The sequence below is a fragment of the Desulfoplanes sp. genome (genome assembly GCF_054921335.1).
This window is the reverse complement of record NZ_JBUDSQ010000108.1, coordinates 1-6,292: the sequence shown is the minus strand read 5'-3', so window position 1 is coordinate 6,292 and position 6,292 is coordinate 1. Positions and strand designations below refer to the sequence as shown.

General features: G+C 54.9%; 6 protein-coding genes. All 6 read right to left on the bottom strand.

What is annotated here, in order from left to right:
* Positions 1-9: 9 nt before the first annotated feature.
* A complete protein-coding gene (locus tag ACY692_RS13710; RefSeq protein WP_462325941.1) occupies positions 10-1,242 on the bottom strand; it encodes a DUF2325 domain-containing protein in 1,233 nt (410 codons plus the stop codon).
* Positions 1,243-1,264: 22 nt separating this feature from the next.
* Positions 1,265-1,561, bottom strand: a complete 297-nt coding sequence (locus ACY692_RS13705; RefSeq protein ID WP_462325940.1) for a hypothetical protein — start codon at positions 1,559-1,561, stop codon at positions 1,265-1,267.
* A gap of 263 nt (positions 1,562-1,824) precedes the next feature.
* On the bottom strand, positions 1,825-2,409 hold the full coding sequence (locus ACY692_RS13700) for a metal-dependent transcriptional regulator (RefSeq protein WP_462325939.1): 585 nt from the start codon (positions 2,407-2,409) through the stop codon (positions 1,825-1,827).
* Positions 2,410-2,655: 246 nt separating this feature from the next.
* Positions 2,656-3,825, bottom strand: coding sequence for a methionine adenosyltransferase (metK, locus tag ACY692_RS13695; RefSeq protein ID WP_462325938.1), 1,170 nt, complete (start codon positions 3,823-3,825; stop codon positions 2,656-2,658).
* Between the two features lie 7 nt (positions 3,826-3,832).
* The gene (locus tag ACY692_RS13690; RefSeq protein ID WP_462325937.1) at positions 3,833-4,537 is read right to left on the bottom strand and encodes a DUF502 domain-containing protein; all 705 of its coding nucleotides are present in this window, start codon (positions 4,535-4,537) and stop codon (positions 3,833-3,835) included.
* Between the two features lie 274 nt (positions 4,538-4,811).
* Positions 4,812-6,233 (bottom strand): adenosylhomocysteinase, encoded by a 1,422-nt coding sequence (gene ahcY / locus ACY692_RS13685; protein WP_462325936.1) that lies wholly within the window; start codon positions 6,231-6,233, stop codon positions 4,812-4,814.
* Positions 6,234-6,292: the final 59 nt, after the last annotated feature.

Here is a 6,292-nt window from a genome sequence, read left to right as displayed (position 1 = left end):
TCCTTTGCTTCAATTGAGGACCATGTCGGCCCGCTCTTCCCCGCGGATGACCTGGGAAAGGGCGCTCAGACTCGAGCTGGCCATCATGTGCACGGGCTTGTTGTACTTCTTGCCCAGCTTCTTGACCATGGAACAGGCCCCATGACTGTTGCAGGTGACCGGACACAGGACCATGTCGGCCTGTTTGAGTCGGCGTTCCAGATCCTTGGCCCCCTTGGTCATGTACCCGTCGTGGTACTCGAATACACCGCCCCCTTTCTCGACGAGCTGACGGTACAGGGTCTTGATCTTGGTCACCCCGCCCACAAGCAAGATACGTTTCTTGCATAAATCAAAGGAGGGACAGGACGCATCGCACGGCCCTAGACAGGCGAGACGATCCATGATCTCCCGGGCATCGTACTGGAATTGCTCGTTGAGTTCGAGCTGCTTATCCAGTTCATCCAGCAACTCCCCGTTTTCCAGCACAAGGGTTTCGTTCTTCTCTCTTTCTTCCTGCAGGGCCCGGGTAAGACTCGCGATCTGTTCTTCGAGCCTTTTCCACCCATCCTGACCACACGCATTAGGAGCCTGCTCGGCCTGGGTCAAAGCAAGGTGCAAACGCTCCTGCTCACCCCGGTAATAGACGATGGTTTCTTTCGAACGTGCGTTCTGCTTGCGCAAGGATCCGTTCTCGGCCTTGATCTTACGCATGACCGCCGCCTGAGAAGAGACCTTCTCCTGCATCCCCCGCACCCGCATTTCCTGATCGGCCAGTCTCTTTTTCAGACAGGCGCTCTGCTCACAGCTCCAGTGCATGGCCATGTGTACACTGCCGAACACCTCGCGTCGAAAGGAGTACGGGAGGACCGGACGGCTGACCACGGCCCAGAAGATCTTCTCCCAGGTCCCCTGAGCAAAGGAGGAACGCCAGCGCTCCATGAACTCCCCGACCCCCATACCAAAGAGATGCTCCGACTCTTTTGCATATTTTCCGGCCAATCGGGCGTCGATCCGTTCGGACACCGGAGACTTCTTGTCCGTGGAGGCCACCAGCAGTTCGTGGACCTCAAAGGCGCTCAATCCGTTCACTTCGACACCGGATCGACGCAAAATCCTCCGCTGATCCGGCCGGCTCAAACAGGTTCCCACGAGCTGACACTTGAAAAATGCTTCGATCTCCCAGACGCGAAGTCGCCCCGGGATCGAACATGGTTCGGGAACCTGGGGAACCAGGCCCATCCCCTCCATAACGGCGTTCATATATTCTCCCCTTGCATGACCATTATCCTAGATCGATCAGAACCCGCGTCAAATCCTTGCGCAGTCCCTCCAGCCGCTTGGACTTGAAGGATTTCCGGCTTTCCTCAAGCACGTCGATGGCCGCGCGGATGGCCGTGACAAGCTGTTCCTCTCTATGCCGTGCAGGACACTGGGCCACGAGATTATCGATATGGTCCCCGCCCAGAGGCTTTTCGGTCACGATGGCGTCAAGCAGCGCGCAATGCCGATCCATACCTTCTTGGAGTTCCTTGATATTGGTCCTGACAATGTCGATCAAATTTTCTTTTTCATTTCGCACAGCGTTCACATCCCCTCTCTAATTTTTGCTCATCTAACTTTTACAACAAAAAAATATCTCCCTTACAACAACATACACCTTCCCAGCCCCCCACAACACCAGGCCCATCTTTGGATCCAAAAACCTTTGCATGACGGGATGTTCGGAGCTCGCCTCCCCCACCGATTGACAATATGGACGTCCCCCGCCCGTACCCCAAACGCCAAACCGCGCCCAAAATCAGGAAAAAGCCTCGCTTGCCGGCGAGTTATGCGCACATAGCGTCAAATCAGACCAGACTCATCATCGTTCGTGCATGCGCCCTTGTCCCCCCGCAGGGAATCGACACGTTCCTTGAACTCAATGGTAAAATCCTGGGTACGTTCCTCACATTTTTCAGGAGTGCGTCCATGCTTCCGGAACTCCTGGAAATGCTCCAGCCAACTCGTCCCGGTACGGGGACAGGCCTGGATGAACTCCATGAACTTGATCAGGCTGTCCAGGGTGGGACTGCCCAGGGTATGTTCCATCTTGCAGGCCTCTTCGTCCGCGGTTTTGGGATCGACGTTCAGGATATCCTTGAGAAACCGGTAGAGGACCCCGTGTTTGCGACAGATCTCCCGGCCAACGGTTTCGCCCTTTACGGTCAGATCGACGTACCCGTATTTTTCGTAATTGATATACCCCCGTCCACCAAGATTTTTAAGCATGCTGGTCACGGTGGGCATCTTTACGTCTATCTTGGCAGCGATATCCTTGACCCGGACAATCTTTTTGTCGAGGCCGATTTCGTAAATGGCCTCCAGATAATCTTCCATGGCCGGGGTAAGCGGCCGATCGTTCGATGCGTTCTTGGGTGCGGGCACCATGTGAAATCCAATCTTTGTTAGAGGATTCAAACTCGAGTCGAAAAACGGATAGCACACAAGGAACTGGTGTCAAGAAAAAAAAACGGTTGTCGGTTCCATAGAGGAGAGACCGGAGGCGGAAAAAACGTATCACCACTCCCACCCCCGGCCAACAAGGTTGGCCGGCTCATCCTCCCCCCAAAAAACACGCCCCACCCATCATTACAGACGAGCGGGGCGTCACAATCTACAGCTTCTCTTGCAGCTCTACAGCTTCACTGCGGTTCTCAGATCATCGATCCGGTCGGTCTTTTCCCAAGAGAATTCGACCCGTTCACGACCGAAGTGGCCGTAGCAGGCGGAGTTTTTGTAGATGGGACGGAGCAGGTCGAGCTGTTTGACGATGTGGTACGGACGCAGGTCAAAAACCTCGCGCACGGCCTTGCTCAGGACCTCGTCCGGGACCTCGCCCTGACCACCGGAGGTCACCAGAACGGACACGGGTTCGGCAACGCCGATGGCATAAGCGATCTGGACTTCGCAGGTCGGGGCAAGACCCGCCGCGACGACGTTCTTGGCGATATACCGGGCCATATATGCCCCGGACCGGTCCACCTTGGAGGGATCCTTGCCGGAAAAGGCGCCCCCACCGTGGTTACCCATGCCCCCGTAAGTATCCTGGATGATCTTCCGGCCGGTCAGACCGCAATCGGCAACAGGCCCGCCCGTGACGAAACGACCGGTGGTATTGATAAATATCCGGGTATCACTGTCCATCAGTTCCTCGGGCATACTCTTGAGGATGACCTCTCCGCGCACGGCATCGGCCAGGTCGGCATAGGCGATATTCTCGTTGTGCTGGCAGGCCACGACAACATTGTCGATATGCACGGGTTTGCCCCCGGCATATTCCACGGAAACCTGGGTTTTTCCGTCGGGACGGAGGAAGTCGAGAATGTTGTTCTTACGGACGTAGGAAAGTCTTCTGGACAGCTTGTGCGCATAGTAGATGGGCGCGGGCATGAGCGTCTTGGTCTCCTTGGTGGCGAACCCGAACATCATCCCCTGGTCACCGGCCCCCTGCTCTTCTGGGGCCTTGCGGTCCACCCCCTGGGCGATATCAGAGGACTGCTTGTCCACGGACGAAACCACAGCACAGGTGTCGGCATCAAATCCCATGTCCGAACCGGTGTATCCGATCTCCCGGATGGTATCCCGAACAATGGCCGGGAAATCCGCATAGGCATTTGTGCTGATCTCTCCGGCGATAAAGGCCATTCCGGTGGTGACCAGGGTTTCGCAGGCAACCCGGGCATGGGCGTCCTGATCCAGAAGACAATCCAGTATGGCATCGGAGATCTGGTCGGCGACCTTGTCCGGATGGCCTTCGGTGACGGATTCGGATGTGAACAGATAGCGGTCTGTAGTCATGATCATGGTTGTTCTACCCTCGCTTGTTTCTGGCACGACGGCCTTTAGGATTTTTTGAGTTATTATGGTTAGAATTGTCCGGATTGATGATCCCCCCGGAGATGAGCAGTTTGAACGAATCCTCGACACTCATGTCCAGCTCGATGACCTCATCCTCGGCAACAATAAGATAATAGCCGGATGTGGGATTGGGGGTGGTCGGAACGTACAGATTGATGACCTTTTTATTCGTCTTTTCCTGCAACTCGCCCACGGCCACCCCGGTCACATAGGCCAGGGAGTATACGCCTGTCCTGGGAAATTCTACCAGAACGACCCGTTTGAAATCCTTGGTCCCCCCATTGGCGACCGTTTCCACGAGCTGCTGGACCGAGACGTAAAATTTGTTCACCAGGGGAATACGCGAAACGATGTAATCCCACATGGCCACCAAACGCCGCCCCAGATAATTGCGCACCAGGATACCGGTGACGAGCAGGAGCAGGACGATAATGATCAACCCAAGCCCGGGGACGGGAAACGGGATCACATCTTCGGGCCGATACCCCTTGGGGATGACGAGTAGGATTCTATCCATCCACTGGATGAGCATACGTAAAAAGAAAAACGTGGCCACCAACGGAGTCAGGAAAAGTAATCCCGCAATAAGATTGGCCTTGAAAAAGGCCTGAATACCCTTAAACAGGGAACGTTTCGGTTTTTTTCTTTGTTTGATCATGGGAAAAACGGTTTTACGTGTTAGGTTTTATGTTTTAGGTTTGTTTGCCCGCGCAACAATTCTGCTGTTTAGCGTACACGAAACATATGAAAAAAGGGTAATTATTCACCTTTATCAGAAAATCTCCCGTAGGGGCCTGCCCCTACGGAAATGCTGTTACCCCTTGCTCTTATATCATGAGAAACACCGATTCCATGCAGTTGCAGTTACCTAAAACATAAAACCTAACACAGCAGTTTTATTCACCTGAAACATAAAACCTAACACCGCCTTTTTAATACCTATAATATTCCGGCTTGTACGGCCCTTCCACGGGAACTCCGATGTAATCGGCCTGTTCCTTTGTCAGGGTGTCCAGCTTGACCCCTAGGCGGCCCAGATGCAGCCGAGCCACCTCCTCGTCCAGGACCTTGGGCAGGACCATGACCGTAGGCTCGTAGCGGTTAGCTGCCAGATCGAGCTGGGCCAGGACCTGGTTGGTGAAGCTATTGCTCATGACAAAGCTGGGGTGGCCTGTGGCGCAGCCAAGATTGACCAGCCGTCCCTCGGCCAGAACAATGATCGTTCGGCCTGACTTGAGGGTCCACTTGTCCACCTGGGGCTTGATCTCCTGTTTGGTACATACGCCACTGTCCTCGAGATAGCTCATCTCGATCTCACTATCGAAATGGCCAATATTGCAAACAATGGCCTCGTCCTTCATCATCTCCATGTGCTCGCCGGTGATGACATGATAGTTCCCCGTGGCCGTGACAAAAATATCACCCATGGACGCGGCCTCGTTCATGGTCAGCACCTCGTACCCTTCCATGGATGCCTGCAACGCGCAGATGGGATCGATCTCAATGATGAGCACCCGGGAACCGAGTCCGCGCATGGCCTGGGCGCACCCCTTGCCCACATCACCGTATCCGCAGACAACCGTAATTTTCCCGGCGACCATAACATCGGTTGCCCGCTTGATCCCGTCGGCCAGGGATTCACGGCAGCCGTAGAGGTTGTCAAACTTGGACTTGGTCACGGAATCGTTGACATTGTAAGCAGGGAAGAGAAGTTCGCCGCTCTTTTCCATATGATAGAGGCGGTGTACCCCGGTGGTGGTCTCCTCGGACACCCCGCGGATTTCCTCGGCAATACGGGTCCACTTCCCCGGATCGGTCTCCAGGCTGTGGGCCAGACGATCCATGATGATCCGGAATTCTTTGACATCATAGGTCTTGTCCGCAAGGGAAGGATCCTTCTCCACCTTGACGCCCTGATGGATGAGCAACGTGGCATCCCCGCCGTCATCCACGATGAGATGGGGGCCGGACCCGTCGGGCCAGGTCAGTGCCTGTTCCGTGCACCACCAATAATCTTCCAACGACTCGCCCTTCCAGGCAAAAACCTTGGCCAGCCCCTCCTCGGCCACGGCAGCGGCCGCATGGTCCTGGGTCGAAAAAATATTACACGATGCCCACCGGATATCGGCCCCCAGTTCGTGCAGGGTCTCGATGAGCATTGCCGTCTGGATGGTCATGTGCAGGCTGCCGGTGACCTTGAATCCGGTCAGGGGTTTGTCCTTGCCATACTTCTCCCGAATGGCCATGAGCCCGGGCATCTCCTTCTGGGACAGATCCATCTCCTTGCGCCCCCACTCGGCCAGGGCCAGATCCGCAATCTTGTACTGCAATTCACCGTCATATTCCTTTATCATTCCAATCTCCGTGGTTTGGTTTTAGGTGTTACGTTTTAGGTTTTAAGTAAAAACATACG